The organism is Rhodococcus indonesiensis (assembly GCF_047782815.1).
Classification (GTDB): Bacteria; Actinomycetota; Actinomycetes; order Mycobacteriales; family Mycobacteriaceae; genus Rhodococcus; species Rhodococcus indonesiensis.
Genome location: NZ_CP180630.1, coordinates 4,504,795 through 4,528,709, shown reverse-complemented (window position 1 = coordinate 4,528,709; position 23,915 = coordinate 4,504,795). Strand labels below are relative to the sequence as shown.

Genomic DNA, 23,915 nt, shown 5'->3' with positions numbered 1-23,915 from the left:
GCCGATCGCGGCAGAGGCATCCGGGGACATTCCATAATTCCGTAGAATGTTGTAACGGTACGTCCCGACAGGTCCCGGAAGGCGCTCGTGAACACCTCCATGCCCCCCACCACCCCGCTCGATCAGCAGATCGGACTGGGCCTGCGCCGCAACCTCGCCCAGTTCACGCTGCTGGTGGTCGTCAACGCGCTCGTCGGCGGCATGCTCGGCCAGGAACGCACCGTGCTGCCGCTGCTCGCCGAGGAGGAGTTCGGCATCCGCGCCTACACCGCCGGGTTGTCGTTCATCCTCGTCTTCGGGCTGTCGAAGGCGATCACCAACTACTTCGCCGGCACCTTCTCCGACCGGTACGGGCGCAAACCGGTGCTCGTCACCGGCTGGCTGGTCGCCCTCCCGGTACCGCTGCTGCTGATCTGGGCACCCTCGTGGGGCTGGGTGATCTTCGCCAACGTGCTGCTCGGCATCAGCCAGGGACTGACCTGGTCCACCACCGTGGTGATGAAGATCGACCTCGTCGGCCCGGCCCGGCGGGGATTCGCGATGGGACTGAACGAGGCCGCCGGGTACGCCGCGGTCGCCGCGACCGCGCTGGCCACCGGCTACCTGGCCGAGGTCTACGGTCTGCGGCCCGCGCCGTTCCTGCTCGGCATCGCCTTCGCGGCCCTCGGCCTGGGACTGTCCACCCTCGCCGTGAAGGAGACCCGCGAACACGCGCGTCTCGAAGCCGTCGGCCACGTCGCCCGCGCCGACGGACGCCACGACCACCTGCACGACAAGCTCACCGACCGGCAGGTGCTCGTCCAGACCAGCTTCAAGGAGCCGGCCCTGTCCTCGGCCAGCCAGGCCGGGCTGGTCAACAACCTCAACGACGGACTCGCGTGGGGGCTGTTCCCGATCCTGTTCGCCGCGGCCGGCCTGTCCGTCGGCCGGATCGGCGTCCTCGCGGCGCTGTACCCGGCTGTGTGGGGAGTCGGTCAACTGGTCACCGGGGCACTGTCGGACCGGTGGGGCCGCAAGTGGATGATCGTCGCCGGCATGTGGTTGCAGGCGCTCGCTCTGGCCGTCATCGCCGTCTCGGACTCCTTCCTGCCGTGGGCGATCGCCGCGGCCGCGCTCGGCGCGGGCACCGCGCTGGTCTACCCGACCCTGCTGGCCTCGATCGGCGACGTCGCCCATCCCGCCTGGCGGGCCAGGTCCGTGGGCGTGTACCGGCTCTGGCGCGACGGCGGCTTCGCCGCCGGCGCCCTGCTGGCCGGTATCGTCGCCGACGCGTTCGGCATCCACGCCGCCGTGTGGGTCGTGGCCACGCTGACCGCCCTGTCCGGACTGATCGTCGCGGTGCGCATGTACGAAACGCATCCACGGCCCACCCGCGCCCCACAGGAAGGACCCACCCGTGGCTGACCGAGCCGCCAAGGACGCGCTGTACACCGAGTTCGCCGCCGTCGGCAAGGTGCTCGGCAACCCCGCACGCCTGGAACTGCTCGACCTGCTCGCGCAGGGACCGCGCAGCGTCGACGAGCTCGCCACTGCCGCCGGCCTCGGCGTGAGCACCTGCTCGGCGCACCTGCAGACCCTGCGCGCGGCCGGGCTGGTGCGGTCCCGCCGCGACGGCAAACGCATCTTCTACTCGCTCGCCGGCGACGACGTCGCCGAACTGTGGGACACCCTGCGCCGCGTGGCCCAGCGGCACCGCCCGCACACCGAACTCGCCCGGCGCGCCTACCTCGGCCCGGACGACACCACCGCCGTCGACACCGAGGAACTGCTGCACCGCCTCGCGACGGGCGAGGTGGTCCTGCTCGACGTGCGGCCGGCGGCCGAGTACGCCGCGGGGCACCTGCCCGGCGCACTGCACGTGCCGCTCGACGAGCTGACCGAGCGGCTCGCCGAACTGCCGGCGGACCGGGAGATCGTCGCCTACTGCCGCGGCCGGTACTGCGTGCTCGCCCACGACGCCGTCCGGCTGCTGCGAACCCACGGCGTGCCCGCTCGGCGCGCCGCCGACGGTGTGCTCGAGTGGCGACTCGCCGGGCTGCCCGTCGACTCCGACGTCGCCTGACCGACTCCGCGACGTTCGCCTCCGGTTCGATTCGCGGTCACCCGCCGTCCACGGAACCGGGCTTTCCGGCACCTACGGTCCGGAGGACCCGACCGCATCGATGGAGGTATCGGAAACCGTGACGACGGCACCACTGAATCGCCGGGGATTCCTCGGGTGCACCGCACTGGCCGGACTCGGCGTGGCCCTCGCCGGCAGCGTCGAGGCCCTCGTCCGTCCCGGACTCGCGTCCGCAGTGCCGGGCGGGGCGATCGGCTACGGCCCGCTCGTCCCGGATCCCCAGCGCATTCTCGCTCTGCCCGTAGGCTTCTCGTACACCGTGGTGTCGCGCTCCGGGGAGACGACCCTCGACGACGGCACGCCCGTCCCCAGCGATCCCGACGCCAACGGGGTGTTCGCGCACGGCAACGGCTCCACCATCGTCACCAACCACGAGATCGGCAAGGACGAGCCGTTCGGGGTGCCCGTCGTCGACGGTCTGACCTACGACCCCGGCGCGCGCGGCGGCACCACCACCGTCACCGTGGGGCCGAACGGGCAGCGCACCGGCCAGTACGTCAGCCTCGCCGGGACCGTGAACAACTGTGCCGGCGGCATCACCCCGTGGGGCACGTGGCTGACGTGCGAGGAGACCGAGGACCGGGCCGGTTCGAAGGGATTCACGCTCGATCACGGCTACGTCTTCGAGGTCGATCCCGCGAGTCAGGACGCCAACCGCGGCAGGAGTCCGGTGCCGCTGAAGTTCCTCGGCCGGTACGCGCACGAGGCCGTCGCCGTGGACCCGGCCACCGGCGCGATCTACCTCACCGAGGACGCCGACGAGCCCAACGGCCTGTTCTACCGGTGGAGCCCTCCGCAGGGTTTCCGGGCCGGCCCGGGCGCACTGCGTGAACTCGCCCAGTCGCCCGGCGGTGACACCGCGGGCAGCCTGCAGGCGATGGTCTGCTTCGACGGCGGCGCGCACGTGCCCGACCTGTCGCAGGCCACCGAGCCGGGTGTGCGCTACGCCGTGCAGTGGGTCGACGTCCCCGACCGCGATGCCGCCACCACCCCGGTACGCGAGCAGTTCGCCGCCGACCAGGTGACCCGCAGCCGCAAGCTCGAGGGTCAGTGGTGGGGCGACGGCGGCGCCTACTTCGTCGCCAGTTACGCCCGAACCAGCGACGGCAGCGTCGCCGAACACGACGGCCAGGTGTGGTTCTTCGATCCGGCCTCGCAGACGGTGACGCTGAAGACGCTGTTCGGGGTCAACCCCGACCCGTCCGTGGACACCGGCAACTACGACGGTCCCGACAACATCACCGTCTCGCCGTACGGCGGGGTGATCCTTGCCGAGGACGGCGACGGCATCAGCCACCTCATCGGCGTCACCGCCGAGGGCCGGCCGTTCACGATCGCGCGCAACGAACTCAACGACAGCGAGTTCTGCGGGCCGGCCTTCAGCGCCGACGGCAGGACCCTGTTCGTCAACATCCAGTCACCCGGCCTGACCCTCGCGATCACCGGGCCGTGGCGTCGCCCGATCGGCTGAGTCGCCTCACGCGGACCACGACCGCCAGCGCAGCCTGTCGATCCGGAGCACCGGTCCCGACGGGTGCGCCGCGCGGTACTGCGCGTACTTGACGGCCAGCGCGTCGAGACCCCACGAGCCGAGCTCCGAGCGTGGGTCGTGGACGGTGGCGGTGCCGTCGAGACGGATCCACCACAGCCGCGACCAGTCGTCGTCGTAGTGGTCGACGAGCACGGCCACCCGCGGGTCGTTCTCGATGTTGCGCAGGCGCCGCAACCGTCGCGTCGTCTTCGGCTTGTCGTCGACGCAGGTGTAGAGCGTGTCGTCGACGAGCGCAAACACGATCGGCACGAGGTGCGGCCGTCCGTCCGGCCCGGTCGTGGCCAGCCGGGCGACGCGGGCGGCGGTGACGAGAGCACGGGCGTCCACGTCGTTCACGGTAGGCCCACGCAGGGGGTCATCTCCTCGGCCCGGGCATACCCCGGTCGGGGCCGAACCGTGAGCCCGTGATTCCCGGGGGCACCGGCCGCCAGTTGTACAGGTTGTGCGGCGGCGGAGATTCGAGGTCGGCGCAGGCCTCCTGCGCCCAGGTCTCCGCCTCCGGGCCCGGCCCGAAGTCGATGCCGAGCGACGGATCGTGGGTGCCGATCACCCACCGGTGACCGTCGGGAGTCGCGTGGATGCGGTAGCGCCGGATCGTCGCGGGGTCGGGGAGAGGTGCCATGCAGACCGGTTTCCCCGCCGCGTGGCAAATCATGTCGGCAAGATGCGATTCCGGCCCGCGCGCCGCTCAGGTGGTGCCGAGGCGCTGCGGCCGGGCGCCGTCCGCCTCCGCCCGCAGCACGTCGAGTACGACGCCGCCGTCGACGGTCTCCTCCTCGACGAGGATCGCGGCCAGCTGGTCCAGCGCCGCCCGGTGCTGCGTCAGGAGCGCGACGGCCCGCTCCTCGGCGGCCCGCAGCAGCCGGGCGACCTCGCGGTCCACGAGCTGCTGGGTGTGTTCCGAGTAGGGCCGCACGAGGCTGCGCTCACTGGTGTCGGCATGCAGATAGTTGGGGTCGCCGGAGCCGTACCCCACCGGTCCGAACGCTTCGGACAGCCCGAATTCCCGCACCATGCGCACGGCGATGCGGGTCGCGCCGCTCAGATCGTCGGCGGCGCCGGTCGACCCCTCCCCGAACACCACGAGCTCCGCGGCCCGCCCACCGACCCGGACGGTGAGCAGATCGTTGAGATACCCCTCGCTGTAGAGGTGCCGCTCGACCTCGGGCAGCTGCTGGGTCGATCCCAGCGCCATGCCCGCGGGCAGGATCGTCACCTTCGCCACCGGGTCGGCGTGCGGGCACAGGGCCGCGAGCAACGCGTGGCCCGATTCGTGGACCGCCACCGAGGCCCGTTCCTCGGGGAGCAGGGCATTGGCGCTCTCGCGGCGCCCGAGCAGCAGGCGGTCACGCGCGGACGACAGGTCGTCGGCGCAGATGACGGTGCGGTCGTCCCGGACGGCGTTGATGGCGGCCTCGTTGACTAGGTTCGCCAGGTCCGCACCCGAGAAGCCCGGGGTGGCCCGTGCGAGCACGTTCAGGTCGACGTCGGGTCCGAGATGTTTGCCCTGCAGGTGCACCGCCAGGATCGCGGCCCGTTCCGACTGGGTGGGCAGGGGGATCACCACCGTGCGGTCGAACCGGCCCGGCCGCAGCAGGGCCGGATCGAGCGCCTCCGGGCGGTTCGTCGCAGCCAGCACCACGATGCCGACGCTCTGGTCGAAGCCGTCCATCTCGGCCAGCAACTGGTTGAGCGTCTGTTCCCGCTCGTCGTTCCCGGCATACGTCCCCACGCCCCGCTTGCTGCCGATGGCGTCGATCTCGTCGATGAAGATGATCGACGGCGGGCTCTTGCGGGCCTGCTCGAACAGGTCCCGCACGCGGGATGCGCCGACACCGACGAACATCTCCACGAACTCCGAGCCGGTGACGGACAGGAAGCGCACCTCCGCCTCGCCCGCCACCGCGCGGGCCAGCAGCGTCTTGCCGGTGCCCGGCGGGCCGATCATCAGCACCCCGCGGGGGCCCTTCGCACCGGCGGCCGCGTACTTCTCCGGATCCCGCAGGAAGTCGACGACCTCACTGACCTCCTGCTTGACTCCGTCGTACCCGGCGACATCCGCGAAGCGAGTCGTCGGCCGGTTCGCCTCGATGACCCGGGCCTTCGAGCGGCCGAACGCGCCGATGCCCCCGATACCTCCGGCGCCGCCGCTGAAGGCGCGCTGCGCCCGGCGGCCGACCCACAGCAACAGCCCCGCGAACACGACGAAGGGCAGCATGCTGAGCAGAATCGCAGCCCACGGGCTGTCGTCGGTCTGTTCCGCGCTGACCTGGACCTGCTTCGCCCGCAGCTTCGCGTCGAGCCCGGCGAGGTTCAGTGCGGTCGGTAGCTGGGTGACGAATTCCGTTCCGTCCGAAAGGGTTCCGTAGGCCGATCCGCGGTCGTCGATCGTCACCTGCTGGACGGTGCCCGCGTCGACCCGGTCCACGAAGTCGCTGTAGGACAGGGTGCTCGACGTCGGGGTCTGCAGCGCCAGGGCGATCACCAGACCGCCGAGCAGGACGGCGACGGCCACGAGCTGCCACCACAGGCCCGACGACGGCGCCGGCGGAGGCGGCGGGTCCGGGGGAGGCCCCGATCGCGCCGACCGCGAGAGATGAACGGAGAAGAACCTCGTCCGCGTGATCATCCGGTGCTCCCTGACCTCTTCGTGTCGGGTCCACGGTATCCGCACACGCGGAGCTCCTCACGCAGGTCGCCGGGATCGACAAGTGGTACGAAGAGGCGCTTGATGCGACGCATGCTGTTCGGCCCGCGGCGCTTCCGCCTCCTTTCGAGGAGAACGCTGCCGTCGTGGGCCGGTGGGTCAGGAGTTCACCAGCTGGTGGACGCGCTGGAACGACACGCCCAGCACCTCCCCGATGTCGCGGAGGGTTGCACCGCGCGCTTGAAGTGCTCGGGCCGCTGCGACCTGCGCCGACGCTGCGCGGGCGCGTGCTTCCTCCGCGGCGTGCTGGGCCGCGTGGAATTCACGAACCGCGGCCGCCAGGTCTTCGGGCAATTCGATCTCGATCTCGATTTCGTCGACCGGCGATCCCGTCATGATGTGCACCAGGTCGGCCGCCATCGCCCTGACCTCGCGCAAGTGGCGGGCTTGGGTGGTGCGGTCCACTTCGGGCACGTGGACCGACCACCATCCGTCGTCGCGGGTCAGTTGCGCGGTGTACTTCACTTCTTCCACCAGTTCTTTCCGAGCTTGACGGCGGCCTCCTTGTAGATCGCCGTCGTAGTCAGTTCCTTGATTTCGCTGTGGCGCGGGACTGGGATCACAAGGCCGTCGATGTCGACGATGGTGTGACGCCCGCCCTCGGTGACTTCGATGGGGAGGCCTGCGGACTCGGCGGCGGTGCGGAGGCGTTTCAGGATGTCCCTGCGCTTCGTCACCAGCGTAGTCTATTCGAACTAGACGGATCAAGTCAATTCTGACTAGACAAATATGGCGGTGTGCTGGGCTCCACGTTCCATCGAGCAGGACGGCGACGGTCGCCAGCTGCCACCATGGGCCCGACGTCGGAACGGCGACCGTGGCGGCGAACCCCAGGGGGTTCGCCGCCACGGTCCGGGATCAGCCCTCGAGGGGGGCGGGTCGGGGCTGCGGAGCCTCGGCGCGCTCGCCGACGAGGTCCGCCGCGACGGGGTGGAGAGGGGTCACTGCCCGGTTCCGGTCCGTTGCGCGGGGGCGGCGGACAGGGTGGCGAGCTTTCGGACGCCGGCGGGGTAGACGCGCTTGCCGACCAGCAGCACCGCGACCGCGCCCAGGTAGACGAGCGGCGCCAGCTGCAGAGCCTCGGCGAGACCGATCCGGTCCGCGAGGACGCCGACCACGAACGGGCCCGCGGCGAGTCCGAGGAGGCTGTTGGCCAGGGTGGTGGTGCCGAACGCCGACGCCCGCACGGTGGGGTGGGTCAGGTTGGCGACCATGGCGGTGACCGCGCCGGTGGAGCCGGCGGAGAAGAACGCCCCCAGTCCGAGCAGCACCAGCTGCGCGGTGCCGACCGGCAGCTGGAACCCGACGATCAGCAGCACTCCGGCGGCGAGGCTGATCGCGATCGCGACCGTCCACTTGCGGGCGGGGTCGATGCGGGCGATCCGGTCGGCGAAGATGCCGCAGACGATCATGCCGGCGCCGATGAGCAGCACGAAGATCGCTGCCGTCGCGGCGGCCTTGTCCGCGGCCAGCCCGTAGGAGCGGCCGAAGTAGCTCGGCAGCCACGCCATCAGAGCGGCGGCGGTGAACATCTGCAGGCCGCCACCGATGTAGGCGCACAGCACCGCAGGGTTGGTGAACAGGCTCGAGATCGGGGCACGTGCCGCGCTGCCCGGCGCGGCGGTCGCGGCGGCGGGGTTTGCCCCGTCGTCGTCGACCGCGTGGCGGGCGAGCTTGCGCTCGCTGACCAGCGCCCAGAACAGCGCCACCAGGACCAGCCCGAAGATCGCCATGGACGCGAAGGACCAGCGCCAGGACAGCTGCACAGCGATGACCCCACCGAATGCGACGCCGATCACCGACCCGAACGAACCGCCGGCCATGAACGCACCCGAGAGCGAGGCCCGCAGCCGCGGTGCGAACACGCTGAGCACGACCGCGATACCGACGCTGCCGTAGGCGGCCTCACCGACCCCGACCAGGAACCTGGCGCCGAGCATCTGCTCGTAGGAGCCCGCCACCGCGCACAGCAGGGTCGCCACGCTCCACAACGCGGCCATCACGACGAGGCTGCGCACCCGGCCCCATCTGTCGGCCAGCATCGACAGCGGCAGGGTGAGCAACCCGACCATCAACGCGACCACGCTGTTCAGCGATGCGAGATGCGAATCCGAGAGCGCCCATTCGGCTTTCAGGAAAGGGAACACCGCGCTGAGGACCTGCCGGGACATGTAGTCCGAAAGCAGCAGTCCGAAGGTGAGCGCGAACACGAGCCACGGGTAGAACCGGGACCGCCCGCTGCGGCGCGACGGCGCCGAGACGGCCGCGGACTGCTCCGGCGCGGTGGTGATGACAGACGACATGATCTTCCTAATTCGAGGTGAGGGAATGAGCGCGAGGGTCGAGGTGGAACCGATGATGGTGACGATGGGTGGGAAGCGGTTTCGCGCATCCGGGGACGCGACACCGGGTTGCGGCGTCGCGCCCACCGGTCACGCGGATGCCGTGTCAGGCGTGCTGGGTGAAGCCGCGCTGACCGGGGCGGCGGTTGGGCGCGAAGCCGATCTTGGCGAGGGTCTCCTCGGCGCTGGTGTAGTGCTCGTCGAGGCGGTAGATCTCGCGGGCCTCCTTGCCGGTGGCGACCTCACGACCGAGTTCGTTCGCGATGCGGACGAGCTGTTCGACCTGGGCGACGGAGGTCATCTTCTCGCCCTTGCGGCCCCACAGGGTGTCCTCGGTGCCGCAGCGGGCGTGCAGGCCCATCGCGATGGCCATGGTGTTGACGGGCAGCACGCTGCGCATCAGGGTTTCCAGGGTGAGCACTGCGCCGTCGGGAGTGCGGCGGATGAACTCCATCATGTTGTACGGGTTGGGGCCGTCGAAGCCGCCGCCGATGCCGACCCAGGTCACCATCAGCGGGCCGGTGTAGACGCCGCGGCGGATCAACCGCTCGACGGTCTCGAGCTGGGCGATGTTGGCGAGCTGGAAGTGCGGCTGGATACCGTTCGCCTGCAGCCGGCGCAGGTGCTCCTCGACCCAGGCCGGCCCGGCCGGGACGGTCATCTCCCGGTACGCCTCGTACACCTCGGGGCGCTCGAAGGAGGTGCCGGCGATGTCGTCGGCCGTCATCAGCTCGACGATGTTCATCTGGTTGGTGTTGATGGCGATGGTGACCTGGTCGGGCTTGGGGTCGAGTTCGGCGAGCATGTGGCGGGTGTCGTCGGAGAGCCACTTCGCGTCCGCGCCCTCGCCTTCGGGGGCGAACGAGATCGAGCCGCCGACCTGCAGGATCATCTCGGGCACCGCCTCGCGCAGCCGTGCCAGCAGTTCGTTGAACTTCGAGAGCCGCTTGGAGCCCTTGCCGTCGAGTTCACGGACGTGGATGTGCAGCACGGTGGCGCCGGCGTTGTAGCAGTCCACCGCCTTCTGCACGTGCTCGTCCATGGTCAGTGGCAGATCCTCGGCGAAGTCGTCGATGTCCCACTCGGGGCCGTAGGGGGCGACGGTGATGACCAGCTTTTCCTGGTTCTCGGGGAACAGGGCGTCGTCGTGGAAGTGCATGGTGCTGCTCCGATCGGAGTTGTCGTGAGGGTGGGAGGGTGAGAGGGGCTCAGAAGGTGGGGTCGCCGATGATGCCGGCGCGTTCCATCTTGCGGACGGCGGGCCAATAGTCCTGCACCGCATAGTGTTGCGTGGACCGGTTGTCCCAGATGGCGACGCTGCCGGGTGTCCAGCGCCATCGCACCTGGTATTCCGGGATCGTGGCCTGGCTGATCAGGTAGCGCAGCAGATCTCCGGCGCCGGGGGCGTAGTCGATCCCGAAACGGACGTTGTCGGGGGTGTGGTAGTTGACGATGTGGGTGGTGAAGGAGTTGACGAACAGGATCTTCTCGCCGGTTTCCGGATGGGTGCGCACCACCGGGTGCTCGGCGTCGGGGAACCGCCCGTGGAGCGCGTGGCGTGCTTCGACAGGCATGTTCGCGCCGAAGCTGGCCTCGATGCTGTGCCGGGCGCGCAGTCCCTCGATCCGGTCCTTCACCGACTGCGGCAGCCGCGCGTAGGCCTGCACCATGTTCACCCAGATGGTGTCGCCGCCGACCGGCGGGATCTCCACGGCGCGCAGCACCGAACCCATCGGAGGGTTCACCCGCCACGTGGCGTCGCAGTGGTAGGCGTTCTCGTAGTGCTCGGGCGGACTGTCGAGGTCCTTGTAGATCCGCACCAGTCCGGGATGGTCGGGGTCGCTGCCGGCCACCGGGTGATCCTCGAGCGGGCCGAACCGCTCGGCCAGGGCGACGTGCTCGGCACGGGTGATGTCCTGGTCGCGGAAGAACAGCACCTTGTGCTCGAGCAGCAGGGCCCGCAGCTCGGCGAACAGCGCGTCGTCGCGGGACACCTCCCCCAGGTTCACGTCGAACAGCTCCGCGCCGATCGTGGCGGTCAACGGCTCGACCCGGAACGGGGTCACCGTTCGGGCCCGCCGGGGCGTCTCGCTCGTGACAGACATTTCTTTGTCTCCTAGAAGAATTGGGGTGGAGTACGGTGTCGGGTGGCCGCCGATATCGATGGGCGCCGCCATCGCGTCCGGGCCGGCCGGTGGATCGCTCATGGAAACGAACGATGTGTGCCCCGCGGATCTCTCTCGTCGGTCCCGGACCCTGCGCGCCTGACGGCTACTTGATCGAAAAATCCTGAGGTGTAACGGTATTCACGCTCAAGCGGTTGCGTCGGTTCGGGTTGTGGGGTCGGTCACCGGCCTGCTCCTCTTGTGATGGACCTAACATTACCCGCACATTCCCGGTATTACTTCTCTTGGTGGGACATCAACTATTCACTTCGAGACGTCGGGTTCGATTGCGTCCGGATCGACGGGTCTGAGATGCCGACATCGCTTCCCTGGCACTGTGGAGGGCGTAGTACGGGGCGGTGTCGGTCGATCGCGCCGACGGGGGGCTGCAGGGTGCGCGTCGGAGTCGTGCGGCATACAGTGCCGTCGGCGCAGGAACGCGCCTGTCCCGATCTGAACAGTTTGCCGACCCGATGGGATAAGTGCGACGAGGGTGGTTCGGCTACTGTGAAGTCGCAACCCCGAAGACCCACATGGGTTCTCGATCGAATCCCGCACTCGACGGGGCCGCATCACCAGCCCCGGGATCGTCGATGTCGCCGGCAGGCGCAGCTACCTGCCCGGCGTGCTCGGACGCCACCGTCGCCACCCCCACCAGGAAGACCGATGACCAGGACCATCTACGCCGCCGACCACCTCGCCTTTCGTGACACGGTCCGTGATTTCACGCAACGCCACCTGATTCCGGAGCACGAGCGGATCATCGAGCAGCGGTTCATCGACCGCGAGATCTGGATCGAGGCGGGCAAGCTCGGCCTACTCGGTTTGGAGGTACCCGAACAGTACGGAGGCAGCGCGGCAGGGGACTACCGGTTCAACGCGGTGGTGGGGGAGGAACTCTCGCGGGTGAGTGCGGCGATCGCGTCGAGTTTCGGAATCCACTACGACATCGTGGCGCCGTATCTGGTGGAGCTGACCACCGAGGAACAGAAGCAGCGGTGGCTGCCGGGGTTCTGTACCGGTGAACTGGTCGCGGCAATCGCGATGACCGAACCGGCCGCGGGATCGGATCTGGCCGGGCTGAAGACCACGGCACGCCGCGACGGGGACGACTGGATCCTCAACGGTTCCAAGACGTTCATCACCAACGGTTACTACGCCGACCTGGTGATCGTGGCAGCGAAGACGAGCCCGGAGAAGAAGGCCAAGGGCATCACCCTGTTCGCGGTCGAGACCGGTATGGCGGGCTTCGAACGGGGCCGCAAGCTGGACAAGGTCGGTCAGCCCGAGTCCGACACCGCCGAGTTGTTCTTCACCGACGTCCGGGTCCCCGCGGCGAACGTGATCGGCGAGGTCGACAGCGGGTTCGCGCACATGATGCGAATGCTGCCGCAGGAGCGGATCTGCGCGGCGGTGTCGAATCTCGCGCACGCCGAGGCGATCCTGGGCGAGACTCTGGACTATGCCCGGGAGCGCAGGGCGTTCGGCCAGGCGATCGGTTCGTTCCAGTACAACAAGTTCCTGTTCGCCGAACTGGTCACCACGCTCGAGGTGGCACAGGCATTCGTCGATCGGTGCGTGCAGGCGCATACGGAAGGCCGGCTGACCGCGGTGGACGCCGCGAAGGCCAAGTGGTGGAGCTCGCAGGTGCAGAACCAGATTCTGGACAGTTGCGTGCAACTGCACGGCGGCTACGGGTTCATGAACGAATACCGGGTCGCGCGGGCATGGAAGGACGCCCGGGTCACCAAGATCTGGGCCGGGTCCAACGAGATCATGAAGGAGATCATCGGACGGGATCTCGGGCTGTGAGCATCAACGCGCCGACCACTCGTGCGAACGAACCCAGCGAGCGGTTCGCACAGCTGACAACGACCCTCCTCGAATCACACCGGAGACCCACCACATGACCAACCTCAGTGACAACCTTGTCTTCTCGGCGCGTAACTACCCCGGCAAGACCGCGCTGCGGTGCGGCGAGGACACGCTGTCGTTCGCGGAGTTCGACGCGGCCGCCGCGCGGGTAGCCACCCTGCTCGAACGGGCTGGGATCGCACCCGGTGACCGGGTCGCGGTGATGCTGCCCAACACCGCGGCGTTCGCGATCGTGTTCTACGGCATTCTGCGTCGCGGGGCGGTCGCGGTGCCGATGAACCCGCTGCTGAAGGCCCGCGAGATCGAGTTCTTCCTGACGAACACCGCCGCGGCGGCGCTGTTCGCGACCCCGGTGTTCGCCGAGGAGGCCCGCGCTGCGGCCGATGTGGCCGACGCCCGGTTGTGGCTGGTGGACGACGACGACCTTGCCCGGCTGATCGCCGACCTGCCTGCGCAGGCTGCCCCGGTGGCGCGGGCGGGTGAGGACACCGCGGTGATCCTGCACACCTCGGGCACCACCGGCAAGCCCAAGGGCGCCGAACTCACCCACGCCGGACTGGCCGGCAATGCCGAGGTGACCGCCCGCACCCTGATCCAGATCGGCGCCGACGACGTGGTGATGGGCGCACTGCCGCTGTTCCACGTCTTCGGGCTCACGTGCGGGCTCAACGCCTCGGTCCTCGTCGGTGCCATGCTCACCCTGGTGCCGCGGTTCGACCCGCGGACCGCGCTCGAGGTGATCGCCCGCGACCGGGTCACCGTCTTCGAGGGCGTGCCGACGATGTACGCCGCGATGCTGGGTGTCGCAGAGGAATTCGACGCGGCGGCGACGGCGAGCCTGCGAGTGTGCGTGTCCGGCGGTGCGTCGTTGCCGGTGGCGGTTCTCGAGGACTTCGAGCGGACCTTCGACGCGGTGATCCTGGAAGGATACGGACTGTCGGAAACCTCGCCGGTCGCCTCGTTCAACCACCCGAACCGCGTCCGCAAGGCGGGCTCGATCGGCACCCCGATCGAGGGGGTGCGGATGCGCGTGGTGGACGGCGCCGGTGTCGAGGTCGAGGCCGACCAACCGGGTGAGATCCAGATCGCGGGACCGAACGTGATGAAGGGTTACTGGAACCTGCCCGAGGCGACCGCGGCCGCGATCGACGCCGCCGGGTGGTTCTCCACCGGCGACATCGGCCGGATCGACACCGACGGCTACTTCTACATCGTGGACCGCAAGAAGGACCTCATCATCCGCGGTGGGTTCAATGTCTACCCCCGCGAGGTCGAGGAGGTCGTCTACGAGCACCCTGCCGTGGCGGCGGCCGCGGTGGTCGGCATCCCGCACGACAGCCTCGGCGAGGAGATCGGCGCCGCGGTCACGCTCAGGGCCGGCACGAGCGCCGACCCCGTCGAGATCGTCGAATTCGTCAAGCAGCGGGTCGCCGCCTACAAGTATCCGCGCCACGTATGGATCCTCGACTCCCTCCCGCAAGGACCCACCGGCAAGATCCTGCGCCGCGACATCACCATCCCCACATTCGAAAGCAGCAGCAACCGAGCATGACCACCCCCACCATCACCGAGACCGTGCACCGCTCCGACGAGCCCGCCGCGCCGCTTGACCTGCTGCTGGCCGGCTCGGCCCGCGGCCTGGCCGGCCGGATGCTCCCCGACCGAGGCTGGGCCCGGCTCGCGGGCAAGCTGGCCACCCGCCCCGGCACGCTCGCGCACCGCGGCGGCACCCTGGCCAGGGAGCTCGCCGCCGTCGCCACCGGCCGCGCCGACCGCGCACCCGCCAAGGGCGACAAGCGATTCGCCGACCCGGCCTGGCAGCACAACCCGTGGTTGCGCCGCAGCATGCAGGCCTACCTCGCCACCGCCGACACCGCTTATGCCCTGCTCGCCGAGGCCGACCTGGACTGGCGCGACACCGAACGGCTGCGGTTCGTGCTCGACAACCTCGTCGAGGGCCTCGCGCCGAGCAACAATCCGCTGCTCAACCCGCTCGGGTGGAAGGCGCTCATCGACACCGGCGGACTGTCCGCGCTGCGCGGGGCGCGTGCGTTCGCCCGCGACATGGCCACCAAGCCGCGGGTGCCCGCCATGGTCGAACCCGGTGCCTACACCCTCGGCGAGACCGTCGCAGTCACACCCGGGGCGGTGGTGCTGCGGACCCCGGTGTTCGAGCTGATCCAGTACGCGCCGCAAACCGCCACCGTGCACGAGGTGCCGCTGCTGATGGTGCCGCCGGTGATCAACAAGTACTACATCACCGACATCGCCCCCGGCCGCAGCATGATCGAGTACTTCGTCGCCCGGGGCCAGCAGGTGTTCACCATCTCCTGGCGCAACCCTCACGCAGAACATCGGGACTGGGACCTCGACACGTACGTCACAGCGATAATCGAGGCGATGGACGCCGTCCAGGCGATCGCCGGGACCGACCGCACGCACCTGCAAGGCAGCTGTTCGGGCGGGATCCTGGCCGCGACGACCGCCGCGTACCTGGCTGCCACCGGGCACGGCGACCGCGTTGCCGGACTGACCCTGGCGGTGACCGTGCTCGACCAGGCGCGAGCCGGGTTCGCAGCCGCCGCCCTCGACGAACGCACCGCCGCGACCGCAATCGAACGCTCGCAGTCCAGGGGCTACCTGGACGGGGACGAGCTGGCCGAGGTGTTCGCCTGGCTGCGCCCGACCGACCTGGTGTGGCGCTACTGGGTCAACAACTATCTGCAGGGCCGCCCGCCCGCGCCGTTCGACGTGCTGCACTGGAACGCCGACACCACCCGCATGGCCGCCGGCCTGCACCGCGACCTGGTCCGCATCGGCGTCACCAACGCGCTGGCCGCCCCCGGCTCGATGGAGCTGTCGGGTACCCCGATCGACCTCGGCGCGGTCACCGCCGACGCATATGTGATCGGCGGTATCGCCGACCACATATCGCCGTGGCAGGGCTGCTACCGCAGCGCCGCTCTGCTCGGCGGTGCCGACACCCGGTTCGTGCTCTCCACCAGCGGGCACGTCGCCGCGCTGGTCAATCCACCCGGAAATCCCAAGGCGTCCTTCCGGGTCGGGCCCGTCGACGCGGACACCCCGGAGCAGTGGCTCGACCGCGCGGAGGTCACCCGAGACTCCTGGTGGCCCGACTACGCCGCCTGGCTCGCCGCACGCAGCGGCCCCACCGTTCCTGCACCCGCCGCCGTCGGCGGTGCCACCCACTCCCCGCTCGACGCCGCTCCCGGCACCTACGTCCACCACAGCTGACCCACCCAGGAGGCCACATCATGACCACCACACTCGACAACCCGCGGGCGCTGCTCGATCTGGTCGGGCGCGAGCTCGGCCGCACCGACTGGCGCGAGATCACCCAGGAACAGGTGGGCCGGTTCGCCGACGCCACCGGAGACCACCAATGGATCCACACCGAGCCCGACCGGGCCGCGGCCGGACCGTTCGGCACCACCATTGCTCACGGCTACCTCACCCTGTCGCTGACACCGATCGTGCTCGCCGAGGTACTCGCCTTCGACGACCTCGGTATGGCAGTGAACTACGGGACGAACAAGGTCCGGTTTCCTGCACCGGTCCCGGTCGCATCGGAACTGCGCGCCACGGTCACCCTCACCGCCGCGGCGGAGAAGCCCGCCGGCATCGAGGCAGTGTTCACCCTCACCTACGAGATCCGGGGCGGGGTGCGGCCGGTGTGCGTCGCCGAGGTCGTCATCGTCTACCGATGACCGACGACGCTCGTACCACGCGGCACGAGATCGCCGTGGGCCGGCAACGCATCCGGGTCCACGTCCGGCACGGGTTCGGAGTGCCGCTGGTGCTGTGCAACGGGATCGGCGCCGGGCTCGAGGTGCTCGACCCCTTCGTCGCCGCCCTCGATCCGGCCGCCACGATCGTCCGGTTCGACGTCCCCGGCGCCGGGGCGTCGCCGCCCTCGTTCGCGCCCTACGGGTTCGGTTACCTCGCGCGGCTCCTGGGGCGGGTGCTCGACCGGCTCGGCATCGGCACGGTGGACGTGCTCGGCTTGTCCTGGGGCGGGGCGCTGGCCCAGCAGTTCGCCTTCCAGAACCCGCGCCGGTGCCGGCGTCTCGTGCTCGTCGCCACTGCCACCGGGGCGCTCATGGTGCCGGGACACCCCCGGGTGCTCGCCAAGATGCTCACCGGTCGCCGGTTCACCGACCCCGGCCGTGCCGCGGCGATCGCCGGCCGGATCTACGGCGGCACCGCGGCAGAGCACAGTCACGACATCGCTGCCCTCTTCGGCGCCCAGGCCCGGACCGGATCGGCGATCGGCTACCTGCACCAGTTGCTCGCCGGCGCCGTGTGGACCAGCCTGCCGCTGCTTCCCGCCATCCGCCAGCCCACCCTGATCGTCGCCGGCACCGACGATCCCATCGTCCCGATCGCCAACGCCCACATCCTGCACCGACTGCTGCCGCACGCCACCCTGCACCGGCACGCCGGCGGGCACATCGAACTGATCACCGACGCGGCCCGACTCGCCCCGGTCATCGAGGCCTTCCTCCGCGAACCCGGACGACGGCCATGACGATCGTCGACGCATGCCACCGTCCGCCCGGGCTGCGGACCAGCCTCCGATGCGCCCGGTGCTCGTGGTTCTCGATGCTCCCGCCGACCATTTCGATCACTACCTGCCCGGGCGTGTCGCGACCCGGGCCGGCGTATCTTGAGGTGACCTAGGTTGTTCCCTCTGGGACGGGATGTGGGGTCGGACATGAAGCCGTTGGCCCGCTACGCCGCCATCACCGGGTATGCCGACCTGTGCGCGTCGCTGGGAATGGACCCCACGCCGTTGCTGCGCAGCGTCGGGCTCGATCCCACCGGTTTGGGGTTGCCGGACCGGTGGATCCCTGCCGTCGCGATCGCGCGTCTGCTGGAACGTTCGGCGGCCGCGGCCCGCTGCCCCGACTTCGGGCTGCGGCTCGTCGAGCGACGGCGCTTCGCCAGCCTCGGCCCGGTGAGTCTGGTCCTCCGGGAGGAACCCGACGTCCGCAGCGCGCTGAAGTTCCTGATGCGCTATCAGCACATGTACAACGAGGCCCTGCGGATGCGGTTGGTCGAGGCCGAGGACGTGGCGACCATCCGGGTGACACTCGAGTTGGGCGAGCCCGCCGACACCCGGCAGGCCATGGAACTGGTGATGGGGGTCCTGCACGGGCTGTTGCGCGATTTCCGCGGTGGCCGCTGGCAGCCACTGGCGGTCTGCTTCACCCACCTCGCCCCCGAGAACACCAGCACCCACCTCGAGGTGTTCGGGCCCATGGTCAAGTTCGACCAGGAGTTCACCGGAATCGTCCTCTACACAAGCGATCTCGACGCGCCCAACGCCATGTCGGGTCCCTCCATCGGTCCGTATGCGCGCCGGTACCTCGACACCCTGGACACCCGGCCGGAGGCGATGCTCGTCACCCGGGTGCGCGAGCTGATCGAACTGCTGCTGCCCACCGGGCGATGTTCGGTCGAACAGGTCGCCCGCAGCCTCGGGGTGGACCGGCGCACCGTGCACCGTCACCTCGCCGAGGCCGGGCAGAACTACACCGCGGTGCTCAATGCCACCCGCGTGGACCTGGCCGAACACCTCGTCGCCGGTCGGCGCTACTCGCTCACCGAGGTTGCGGACCTGCTCGGTTTCTCCTCCCCGAGCAACTTCTCCCGCTGGTTCAGCAACGAATTCGGCTGCAGCCCGAGGAAATGGCGTGCCGAACACCGGATCGATGCCGGCGTCGGAGCCGGGGGCGTGCCGGTATGAGACCGAGCTCCCGGATCGACGGTTGCGCGTGTCTTCCCGAGGCACTTCGGACCGGCGACGTGTTCCCACTCTGATCCGCACCGCCTCCTGACCTCACGCCGATCCCACCGGCGGTGTGTGGCGTCGTCGATCGGCGTGGTCCGGACGTCGGGGGTTCGGGGATTGCGCCACGTCGCGTCCCATATGGAACAGATCGTGTCCCGACGCGAACAGTATGGCGTGCCGAATCCGGATACCGTGAGGTACGTCGCATTCGGGGTCCTGCAAGGACATCTCTCGGCGCGGTTGCTCGACGTGGCCCGCTCGATCGCGGCGCCGTTCATCGCAGCCGCCGGTCGTCGCGATGGGTCCGTAACGAACCGGCAGATCTCGGTCACCGAGCGAGAACGACGAACCGGCCACAGGCCGAAGACCCCGGCCGGGCCGGGTTCTCGTGCCGATACGTGGAAGAAAGAGAGTGTGCAGCGTGCAGGGTGCTATCGCGGCCGCGGAGACCGACCGCAGAGATCCCGACCACGACACGTCGGCCGGGCCGGCCACGCGCCCGGTTGCCGGGCCGGGACGCAACGGCGGCCGCCGCACGGGTCTCACCCGGCACGTCTCGCTCGAACGCGCGCGTGCACTGCTACCCGGATTGGGGTTGTCTGCCGCCGCGGCGGCAGTAGCCGTTGTCGCGGCACGCTTGCTCGGCGGGATCAGCCCGCTGCTGATCGCGATCCTGCTCGGCGCAGCGGTCGCGAATGTGAGGACCCTGCCGGCGGTCTTCGAACCGGGTGTGACCGTCGCATCGCGGCGGCTGCTCCGCATCGGAGTCGCGCTGCTCGGTCTGCAACTGCTGCTGTCGAACGTGCTGGCACTGGGGTGGGGGACACTCGCTGTGGTCGCTGCCGTGGTCGGTCTCGGCATCGCCGGGTCGATGGTGCTCGGGAGGTTGCTCGGGATCGGCTGGACGCAACGGCTGCTGATCGCCTGCAGTTTCTCGATCTGCGGTGCCGCCGCCGCGGCCGCGGTCGACGGTGTGGTGAACGCGCGCAAACGGGAACTGGTGACCACGGTCGCGCTGGTCGTCGTCTTCGGCACCGTGATGATTCCGGCTCTTCCCGCGGCTGCGGCCGCCCTGGGCCTGGACTCGACCCAGGCAGGGATGTGGGCCGGCGCCGCGATCCACGAGGTGGCGCAGGTGGTCGCTGCCGGCGGCGCGCTCGACGCGGGCTCGTCGGCCGCGGCGGTGGGCGGCGGCGCCCTGGCCATTGCGGTGACGGTCAAGCTGGCCCGAGTGGCGCTGCTGGCGCCGGTGGTCGCCTGGATCGGGGTGGCGTCACGACGCCGCACCGCCGCGCCCACACAGACGAGGCGACCGCCCCTGGTGCCGCTGTTCCTGATCGGATTCCTCGCCTGCGTGGCGGTGCGGGCCACCGGGGTTCTCGGACCGGCGTGGCTCGACGCCGCGCGCGTGACCCAGACCGCGCTGCTCACCGCCGCGATGTTCGCCCTCGGCACCGGGGTCCGGCTGTCCGTGTTGCGTGGTGTCGGGTGGCGGCCTTTCGCTCTCGCCGCCGGCTCCACGATCCTCGTCGTCGCGATCGCACTCACCGGAGTTCTGCTGGTCGGCTAGGCCGTGCATCTGCACGCGGGCATGCGCCGAGTCCGACCGACGACGAAGGGCCCCGGCTGCGCGCGGTGCGCCGGCCGGGGCCCTTCTGGAGAGCCGATGACGGGAATCGAACCCGCGTATTCAGCTTGGGAAGCTGATGTTCTACCATTGAACTACATCGGCACGCTGGGCTTTTGCCGATTTCTCGGCTTCGTCCCAAGCTCGTCGCACACTGTAGCAGACTCCGCGCGGCCGTTGTCACACCGACCGGGATGGTCCCGCGTCGAGCGGGCCGTGGTTGCGGCAAACGCCGAGTGGCGACGTCCGAAACCACCCGTTCGCCGCGAGATCCTCCCGCTCGGACGACAGCGGCGCGTCGTTCCCCCACACTGAAGGCATGAAGGCCACGGGGGAGCGGTCCGAGGCGTCGGAGCTGGCTCGGTTGCTGCTCGACGAGGTGGGTGCGGCGACCGGCGGTGTGCAGGCGGTGCACCGCCGCATCTCCGACCGGGTGTTCGGGGCGGTCGCGCTGGGAGTCGGGACACCGGCGCTGGCGGTCAAGGCCGCGCACGACGCGATCACCGACGGGGTCTACTCCGTGATTCGAGAGGCCGCGTCGGCGACGGGGAAACTGACCGAGTTCGGGCTCGCGGAGTCCACCGGGGACCGGGTGCCGTCGGAGACCGTTCGCGGCGCGATGGCGATCGCTGCGGTCGACGGCCTCATCGGGGACGTCCTCGAGTCGGAGGGATCGCCGCTGGCGCTGCCGATGTCGGTGCGGGTGGACGGCCGCGCCGTGCCGCTCACGGCCGACGCCCTCGCCCGCGCGTTCCCGCACGCGGCCGGCCGCGTGGTGGTGTTCGTGCACGGATTGATGGAGACCGAGGCGACGTGGCGGTTCGGCGGTCGCCGCACCTACGGCGAACGGCTCGTCGACGATCTCGGATGCGCATCGGTGTTCGTGCGCTACAACACCGGCCGGCACATCTCCACCAACGGTCGCGAGCTGGCGGAGCTGCTCGACACGCTCGTGCGGGTGTGGCCACGCGAGGTCGAACAGATCGCGCTCGTCGGTCACTCGATGGGTGGACTCGTCGCGCGCAGCGCCTGCTTCTACGGCACCGAGAAGGCGTGGACTCGTCTTGTGCGGCAAGTTGTTTCGCTTGGGTCCCCGCATCTGGGCGCGCCGCTCGAGCAGGCGGTGCACTATGCGAGCGCGGCGCTCGTCGCGATCCCGGAGGCGAAGCCGTTCGGGACGCTGCTGCGACGGCGCAGCGCCGGCATTCGCGACCTGAACCGGGGCGCGGTCGTCGACGAGGACTGGTCCGGTCGCGACGCGGACGACCTGCGCCGCGCCGTGTGCCGGGAGGTGCCTCTGCTCGACGGGGCGATGCACTGCTTCGTGACGGCGACCCTGACCCGCAGTCCGCGGCATCCGCTGGGGCGGTTGCTCGGGGACGGGCTCGTCCTCGTGCCGAGTGCGTCGGGGCGTGGCCGGACCCGGCGCATCGGCTTCCGCACGGAGGACGGCATGCACCGGGCGCCGGCGCATCATCTGACGTTGCTCAACGACGACGAGGTCTACCGGCAGCTGCTGATGTGGCTGCGCACCGGGCCCGAAGGATCTAGACCAGGGGACGACCCGTCCGGATCCGCCGGCGCAGATCGGCCATGAGCAGCCGGTAGGGCGCTTCACGCAGCGCCACCGGGATCCGCGAGTTGACCGCACCGAGGGTGCGCATGAGCCGGTCGAAGCGGCGCTGGTCGCGCGGGCTCCACGGCAGCCGCATCCGGTCGCGGAACATCGGGGGCAGGAAGCCGGTGGTGAGGAACAGGTTGAGCCGGCCGACCAGCAGCGACACAGGATGGTCACAACGTCGATCCCTTCGCACGTCCGGCATGTGATCACGACTGCACTCACATATATGATCGGGGTGAAGGGGTCGCCTGCGAAGATGGACCGATGGTGACAGGACGGCTCTACGGAGGACGCGGGGGAGAACAGCGGCAGGCGGAACGACGGGCGCAGCTCATCGAGGCCGGGCTCGACATCCTCGGCGGACCCGAGGGCGATCACACGCTCTCCGTCCGCGGCGTGTGCAAGCGGACCGGCCTGGCCTCACGCTACTTCTACGAGAACTTCGCCGACCGCGACGAACTCACCGTCGCCGTGTACGACCACGTCATCCAGCGCATCGCCGAGAGCACCCTGCGGGCGGTGACGGAGGCGCCGCGCGACGAGCGGGCGGTGGTCCGCGCCGGCGTGGCGAACATCGTCCACGAGGTCGCCGAGGATCCGCGCCTGGGCCGGCTCGTCTTCTCCGTCAGCCAGGCCAACCCGCATCTGGTGAGCCGACGACTCGAGTCGTCACGCATGTTCGCGGGCCTGGTGACGGCGCAAGCGGTGGACTTCTTCGAGGTGAGCTCCACGCCCCGGCTCGACCTCGCCGCCCACTTCGTCGTCGGCGGCCTCGCCCAGGTCCTCACCGCGTGGCTCGAGGGCGACAGCCCGCTCGGCGAGGACGAAGTGATCGACGCGTGCACCGACTTTCTGCTCACGATGTCGTCGCAGGCACGCTGATGTGGCCCCGCCCACTCGTGCGGGAGGCACACTGGGAACGACGGTCGCCGCCGGTGCCGCGGGGCTGGCGCTGGCCGCGCTGTGAGGAGGCCGTGATGAGCAAACGTTCCGAGCGGAAATCCGAGGCGCAGGTGTGGGACTGGCGGGTTCCGCGGCGCATCGACGGCCCCGCCGCACCGACGCGGGCCTCGACCGCCCTGGTGGTCGGGTTCGACCGGCACGCGGCCAGCCGCCGGCCCTGGAGTTCGCGATCGAGCTCGGCGCCGGCCTGAGAGCGTATCTGCACGTCGCGCACGGCGTCGACACCGAGGATCTGCCGATCGATCCGGATTCGGACGACTGGGAGGCCCGGATCTGCGAGGCCTTGGACCGCGAGCGTGAGCAGGCGTGCGCGGTGCTGGCCACCTCGGCCGGAAACTGGACGTATCACGGTCGTGCCGGGGATCCGGCGAAGGTACTGATCGCGCTCGCCGACGCCCACGACGCGGCGATGATCCTCATCGGCACGCCCCGGCGGGACCTGATGGCCCGCATCGACCGGTTGCTCGGTGAGTCGGTCTCGGCTCGCCTGGTCCACCACAGTCACCGCCCGGTGGTGCTGGTGCCGCACAACACGGTCGCCCGGCTCGGTACCGGTTCCGGTACCGGCCGCAAGCCCGACTGACGTCGGGTCGTGGCGCGGGCGCTCAGCCACACCGTGGGGCGGCGCGACTTCCGCCGGGAAAAAGTCGATGCGGATCGCCTCCGACCGCGGTAGGAGGAAGGCGACTCCGGTATCGCGGCTCCATTCGACCGGCAACAACAGATACTGGTCGCCTGACGGAAGGATGAGTTTCAGTCCGTCGTAGCGGAAGGGGTAGGCCGCATCGGCGTCCTTACAGTCGAGCTCGATGACGCCTGGCGCGGAAAGTCCAAGACTCTGCGCTGAACAGACCGACACGCTCGGTTGTGCCGGGAACTGCTCGACCTGTTCGATTTGCCCGTCCGGTTCCGACGGCGGCTGAATAGTTCGGGACAGCCCAGAACAGCCCGACACCGACGAGAACAAACACTGTCCCACTCGCCCGCGCTGAGCGAGTCCGCGTACGACTCGCCGATTTGCTGATTGGTGCGGCGGAGCCGGATCGCCGCGACGGTCAACGCAGTCCTGCCCCCATGCACAGGCCCGGTAGAGCGACAAAACTATTGGGTGGTGTAACGACGACGA

Annotated in this window: 22 protein-coding genes and 1 tRNA gene; 13 read left to right on the top strand and 10 right to left on the bottom strand. The window is 69.8% G+C overall.

All coding sequences use genetic code 11. The features are described 5' to 3' along the window. Positions 1-99: 99 nt before the first annotated feature. The 3 genes from ACM26Y_RS20675 to ACM26Y_RS20665 all read left to right on the top strand — a co-directional run bounded on the left by ACM26Y_RS20675 (position 100) and on the right by ACM26Y_RS20665 (position 3,593). Complete coding sequence (locus ACM26Y_RS20675) at positions 100-1,404, top strand: MFS transporter (RefSeq protein WP_202967070.1); 1,305 nt, start codon at positions 100-102, stop codon at positions 1,402-1,404. Then, positions 1,397-2,062 carry an ArsR/SmtB family transcription factor gene (locus ACM26Y_RS20670; RefSeq protein WP_416061797.1) on the top strand — a complete coding sequence of 222 codons (666 nt, stop codon included), beginning with the start codon at positions 1,397-1,399 and terminating at the stop codon, positions 2,060-2,062. The genes ACM26Y_RS20675 and ACM26Y_RS20670 overlap by 8 nt, the downstream gene beginning before the upstream one ends. 118 nt (positions 2,063-2,180) lie before the next feature. Continuing rightward, positions 2,181-3,593 carry an alkaline phosphatase PhoX gene (locus ACM26Y_RS20665; protein ID WP_416061796.1) on the top strand — a complete coding sequence of 471 codons (1,413 nt, stop codon included), beginning with the start codon at positions 2,181-2,183 and terminating at the stop codon, positions 3,591-3,593. Between the two features lie 6 nt (positions 3,594-3,599). Here ACM26Y_RS20665 and ACM26Y_RS20660 read toward each other — a convergent pair whose 3' ends face one another. From ACM26Y_RS20660 to ACM26Y_RS20625, 8 genes are all read right to left on the bottom strand, one after another. Beyond that, entirely contained in the window at positions 3,600-4,010 is a 411-nt protein-coding gene (locus tag ACM26Y_RS20660) for a TIGR03668 family PPOX class F420-dependent oxidoreductase (protein WP_416061795.1), read from the bottom strand. A 19-nt stretch (positions 4,011-4,029) separates the two neighbouring features. Then, positions 4,030-4,296, bottom strand: coding sequence for a hypothetical protein (locus tag ACM26Y_RS20655; RefSeq protein WP_371382294.1), 267 nt, complete (start codon positions 4,294-4,296; stop codon positions 4,030-4,032). 66 nt (positions 4,297-4,362) lie between these two features. Continuing rightward, the gene (ftsH, locus tag ACM26Y_RS20650; protein WP_416061794.1) at positions 4,363-6,189 is read right to left on the bottom strand and encodes an ATP-dependent zinc metalloprotease FtsH; all 1,827 of its coding nucleotides are present in this window, start codon (positions 6,187-6,189) and stop codon (positions 4,363-4,365) included. Between the two features lie 291 nt (positions 6,190-6,480). Then, positions 6,481-6,855 (bottom strand): hypothetical protein, encoded by a 375-nt coding sequence (locus ACM26Y_RS20645; protein WP_416061793.1) that lies wholly within the window; start codon positions 6,853-6,855, stop codon positions 6,481-6,483. Next, positions 6,843-7,058, bottom strand: coding sequence for a hypothetical protein (locus ACM26Y_RS20640; protein WP_003934635.1), 216 nt, complete (start codon positions 7,056-7,058; stop codon positions 6,843-6,845). The genes ACM26Y_RS20645 and ACM26Y_RS20640 overlap by 13 nt, the downstream gene beginning before the upstream one ends. 264 nt (positions 7,059-7,322) lie before the next feature. Next, positions 7,323-8,684 carry an MFS transporter gene (locus tag ACM26Y_RS20635; protein WP_416061792.1) on the bottom strand — a complete coding sequence of 454 codons (1,362 nt, stop codon included), beginning with the start codon at positions 8,682-8,684 and terminating at the stop codon, positions 7,323-7,325. Positions 8,685-8,829: 145 nt separating this feature from the next. Further along, positions 8,830-9,882, bottom strand: coding sequence for a 3-keto-5-aminohexanoate cleavage protein (locus ACM26Y_RS20630; RefSeq protein WP_416061791.1), 1,053 nt, complete (start codon positions 9,880-9,882; stop codon positions 8,830-8,832). Positions 9,883-9,931: 49 nt separating this feature from the next. After that, the gene (locus tag ACM26Y_RS20625) at positions 9,932-10,828 is read right to left on the bottom strand and encodes a TauD/TfdA dioxygenase family protein (RefSeq protein WP_003934632.1); all 897 of its coding nucleotides are present in this window, start codon (positions 10,826-10,828) and stop codon (positions 9,932-9,934) included. A 726-nt stretch (positions 10,829-11,554) separates the two neighbouring features. Here ACM26Y_RS20625 and ACM26Y_RS20620 point away from each other — a divergent pair. From ACM26Y_RS20620 to ACM26Y_RS20590, 7 genes are all read left to right on the top strand, one after another. Then, positions 11,555-12,700, top strand: coding sequence for an acyl-CoA dehydrogenase family protein (locus ACM26Y_RS20620; protein ID WP_416061790.1), 1,146 nt, complete (start codon positions 11,555-11,557; stop codon positions 12,698-12,700). Positions 12,701-12,794: 94 nt separating this feature from the next. After that, positions 12,795-14,315 carry a long-chain-fatty-acid--CoA ligase gene (locus tag ACM26Y_RS20615; RefSeq protein WP_416061789.1) on the top strand — a complete coding sequence of 507 codons (1,521 nt, stop codon included), beginning with the start codon at positions 12,795-12,797 and terminating at the stop codon, positions 14,313-14,315. Further along, positions 14,312-16,018: a PHA/PHB synthase family protein gene (locus ACM26Y_RS20610; protein ID WP_416061788.1), complete on the top strand. Its 1,707-nt coding sequence runs from the start codon at positions 14,312-14,314 to the stop codon at positions 16,016-16,018. Before ACM26Y_RS20615 ends, ACM26Y_RS20610 begins: the two co-directional genes overlap by 4 nt. 20 nt (positions 16,019-16,038) lie before the next feature. Then, positions 16,039-16,491: a MaoC family dehydratase gene (locus ACM26Y_RS20605; RefSeq protein WP_416061787.1), complete on the top strand. Its 453-nt coding sequence runs from the start codon at positions 16,039-16,041 to the stop codon at positions 16,489-16,491. Further along, positions 16,488-17,312 carry an alpha/beta fold hydrolase gene (locus tag ACM26Y_RS20600; RefSeq protein WP_289378233.1) on the top strand — a complete coding sequence of 275 codons (825 nt, stop codon included), beginning with the start codon at positions 16,488-16,490 and terminating at the stop codon, positions 17,310-17,312. Before ACM26Y_RS20605 ends, ACM26Y_RS20600 begins: the two co-directional genes overlap by 4 nt. 186 nt (positions 17,313-17,498) lie before the next feature. Continuing rightward, on the top strand, positions 17,499-18,533 hold the full coding sequence (locus ACM26Y_RS20595; protein ID WP_054371217.1) for an AraC family transcriptional regulator: 1,035 nt from the start codon (positions 17,499-17,501) through the stop codon (positions 18,531-18,533). 457 nt (positions 18,534-18,990) lie between these two features. Further along, complete coding sequence (locus ACM26Y_RS20590; RefSeq protein ID WP_416061786.1) at positions 18,991-20,148, top strand: YeiH family protein; 1,158 nt, start codon at positions 18,991-18,993, stop codon at positions 20,146-20,148. Positions 20,149-20,239: 91 nt separating this feature from the next. Here ACM26Y_RS20590 and ACM26Y_RS20585 read toward each other — a convergent pair. Continuing rightward, a tRNA-Gly gene (locus ACM26Y_RS20585) sits at positions 20,240-20,310 on the bottom strand. A 214-nt stretch (positions 20,311-20,524) separates the two neighbouring features. Between ACM26Y_RS20585 and ACM26Y_RS20580 the strand changes: the two genes are divergently transcribed. Further along, on the top strand, positions 20,525-21,802 hold the full coding sequence (locus ACM26Y_RS20580; RefSeq protein WP_416061785.1) for an esterase/lipase family protein: 1,278 nt from the start codon (positions 20,525-20,527) through the stop codon (positions 21,800-21,802). On the opposite strand, the gene ACM26Y_RS20575 is transcribed toward ACM26Y_RS20580, so the two are convergent. Beyond that, positions 21,753-22,028 carry an oxygenase MpaB family protein gene (locus ACM26Y_RS20575; protein WP_416061784.1) on the bottom strand — a complete coding sequence of 92 codons (276 nt, stop codon included), beginning with the start codon at positions 22,026-22,028 and terminating at the stop codon, positions 21,753-21,755. The genes ACM26Y_RS20580 and ACM26Y_RS20575 overlap by 50 nt on opposite strands. A gap of 62 nt (positions 22,029-22,090) precedes the next feature. Between ACM26Y_RS20575 and ACM26Y_RS20570 the strand changes: the two genes are divergently transcribed. Continuing rightward, positions 22,091-22,708: a TetR/AcrR family transcriptional regulator gene (locus tag ACM26Y_RS20570; RefSeq protein ID WP_054371214.1), complete on the top strand. Its 618-nt coding sequence runs from the start codon at positions 22,091-22,093 to the stop codon at positions 22,706-22,708. Between the two features lie 133 nt (positions 22,709-22,841). After that, entirely contained in the window at positions 22,842-23,372 is a 531-nt protein-coding gene (locus ACM26Y_RS20565; RefSeq protein WP_416061783.1) for a universal stress protein, read from the top strand. Positions 23,373-23,915 lie beyond the last annotated feature (543 nt).